5 protein-coding genes are annotated in these 2,689 nt (G+C 51.1%); all 5 read left to right on the top strand.

Translation table 11 applies throughout. From position 1 onward, the window contains the following. Positions 1-493 (top strand): P2 family phage major capsid protein (locus EHN13_RS21525; RefSeq protein WP_148085789.1); only part of this gene is annotated, 493 nt, incomplete at its 5' end. Between the two features lie 87 nt (positions 494-580). Further along, positions 581-1,153: a host cell division inhibitor Icd-like protein gene (locus tag EHN13_RS21530; protein WP_124022064.1), complete on the top strand. Its 573-nt coding sequence runs from the start codon at positions 581-583 to the stop codon at positions 1,151-1,153. After that, positions 1,150-1,386 (top strand): hypothetical protein, encoded by a 237-nt coding sequence (locus EHN13_RS21535; protein WP_003838756.1) that lies wholly within the window; start codon positions 1,150-1,152, stop codon positions 1,384-1,386. The genes EHN13_RS21530 and EHN13_RS21535 overlap by 4 nt, the downstream gene beginning before the upstream one ends. Further along, the gene (locus EHN13_RS21540) at positions 1,379-1,789 is read left to right on the top strand and encodes a hypothetical protein (protein ID WP_001063903.1); all 411 of its coding nucleotides are present in this window, start codon (positions 1,379-1,381) and stop codon (positions 1,787-1,789) included. The genes EHN13_RS21535 and EHN13_RS21540 overlap by 8 nt, the downstream gene beginning before the upstream one ends. After that, positions 1,786-2,689: primase-helicase zinc-binding domain-containing protein (locus tag EHN13_RS21545; protein WP_211339290.1), on the top strand; the 904-nt coding region annotated here is incomplete at its 3' end. The genes EHN13_RS21540 and EHN13_RS21545, both read left to right, overlap by 4 nt.

The following is a 2,689-nucleotide window of genomic DNA, read 5'->3' on the forward strand; positions in this document are numbered from 1 at the left end:
GCATGCACTGGCGAAAGCCTACGGGAACGGGAAGCAAATCATCTCTGAGCCTCTCACTCTGGGAGAGACTGGCACCTGGAAAAATATTGATGCTCTGGCCAACCATCTGATTACTGAGCTTATTGCTGAGCAGTTTCGTGAAGATCCCCGTCTGGTTGTACTGGTTGGGGCAGAGCTGGCAGCACATCAACGCCTGAAGTTATTTAATGCTGCAGACCGCCCGGCTGATGTGAATGCCGCACAGATGGCTACAAGTTCTGTTGCTGGCCGCTTTGCGTTTATTCCCCCGTTTATGCCGGGTAAGCGTCTGGCAGTAACGACGCTGGATAATCTGCACATTTACACCCAGGCGATAACACGCTGGTTCCGTGCTGAGTTTGATGATGAAAACAGCGAATACGTGCATTCCTACCTGCGCAATGAAGGCTATGCACTCGGTGAACCTGAACTGTACGCGGCTGTCGATGAGGGCGCCCTGACGTTTGCGGATTGACTTAGCAACAGAAAGACCCGCTCAGAGGCGGGTCTCGTTAACATCATCAGGAAAAATGAAGAACTATTTTTAAGCAGAGGCTTAAGCATGCCAGCGTTAATTAATCCAGGCAATGATCAGTTTTCGGTTATAAATTTCTTGCCTCACCAGGAATACGCGGGATATAGTTTAAAGGTTGCCGCAAAATCGGCAGCCGGGCGTGGAAACCCGAGTAATCTAACGGCGACACCAGACGCGCCATGCGTCTTTTTTTGTGTCTTTGCCTTTGTGCACCTGTTACCTGTACAGCGGTTTCTTTACTGCTGTAGCTATCGTGTAATGGTGGCTCAGGCGGGGCTGACCTCGGTCAGGCCGGTATCCGTTAGAGCCGGTATTTCCACCCCCGTCTGGGCTACCACCCATGAGCGTGGAAACTCCGGTGGTAGCGTTACCTGCTATCTAACGGAGGTTGCCATTATGGCTACAGTCCCTGCTTTATCTCACCCTGAATTTACCTTTGTCTTTCTGGCTGTCCGCCGTACAGACCGTGATGCCCGTCCACGTCCTGTGCGTGTAATCGCAGACTGTGAGCATGCTGCACGCCTTAAACTTGCCACTGAATTTATCCTGAGCTTTGCTGCCCGTATCCCTGTGAAAAACGCCGGGGAGGTGGTTGCATGAAATCCATGAACTTTAAGCAAGGCTGCATATTGAGTGAACTGGGGGAGAGTCGTCTGTTACGGGCGGCACTGGCCAGTGAGTTCCTTGCAGAGGTTCTGTCCGTTCCCACAGTGAATGGGGCGAGAACTGTTTCAGCGGAAGGCGCTGCGGCTTTAGTGGCCTGTATTGCCGAACAACTGGATGGCGTTGTTAAGGAAACCAGCACAATTAAGGGAGTGATGCGCGATGAATAATAATCAAAATTTAAAGGCGCATGCTTTACGAACAGCAGTCTTACGGTATTACATTGCTGATGCATTCATTTCCTTAATGGAACGTGTTCATAATGAACCTGTTTATATTGAAGATGGCGAACGAATAGAACTCACCCACGAAAAAGTGGTGAGTAATATTATTTACCATATTGAAATGCCGTGGGTGAATGAGTTTGGGGCTGATGCAGGTTGCATACTGGCCGCAGAGAAACTGGAAAAAATGCTTAAACCGGGCTTTATGTCAGAAAATATTCGCCTGTCAGTTTTTGGTGTCACAGAGATGCGTGAGGTTTACCGGGATATTATTTTCGGTGCACCTGATGGCGAACTACCCGAAGGTTTTGAATTTGTGAAGCCGGAAGGTCAGGAGGTGCTGCTGTGAAAACACCGTCTGTATCCACGATTTCCGGGGCTGCAATTGGGCGCTGGCCTTATATCCTGTCAGCATTAGGTATCAAAGTACCGTCCGCAGGACATCATGGGGCTTGCCCTGCCTGTGGTGGCAAAGATCGCTTTCGGCTGGACGATAAAGCGGGGCGTGGGACGTGGTTTTGTAATCAGTGCGGTCATGGCGATGGTCTTGATCTGGTTCGTCTGGTGACAGGAAGAAAGATAAAAGAAGTCGCCGGGATGGTATCTGAGGCGCTTGCATTACCAGAAATACAGGAGAAGCCCGCTTTGCCCGCCAGGAAAAAGGCCGCAGGAAAAGAAGCGGGCGCGGAGCGATATACCAGACTCAGACAGCAGTCCTGCAATGGTGAACCGGTTTATCTGACAAACAAGGGCTTACACGGGTATTCACTTCCCTTGCTGTCACAGCCTTTGAATCTGGCCGGAATAACATTTTCCTCCGGTTCATTACTGCTGCCGTTGACGGATATTTCCGGGAATATTACTGGTGGCCAGCTTATCAATCCTGACGGGGATAAAAGTCTGCTGCCCGGTAGCCAGCTGTCTGGCGCATTCATTGCCCTGACCGATATACCCGCTGAAACACCTGAACAGGTGATTATCACTGAGGGTTTTGCCACGGCACTTACCGTCAGTCTGCTGACTGAAGGATGGATCGTGGCGGCTGTTGCTGCCACCAATTTACTGAAGGTGACGGAGCAGATCCGGAAACGCTGGCCGGAAACCCGGATCATTCTGGCCGGAGATAATGATCTGGCTGACGGGAAAGAAAACACCGGGCGTATTCAGGCAGAGAAAGCCGCCAAAGCAGTGGATGGCTGGGTAACGCTCCCTCCGGTACGCCATAAGGCTGACTGGGATGATTATCGGC

Source organism: Citrobacter youngae (genome assembly GCF_003818115.1).
Classification (GTDB): Bacteria; Pseudomonadota; Gammaproteobacteria; order Enterobacterales; family Enterobacteriaceae; genus Citrobacter; species Citrobacter youngae.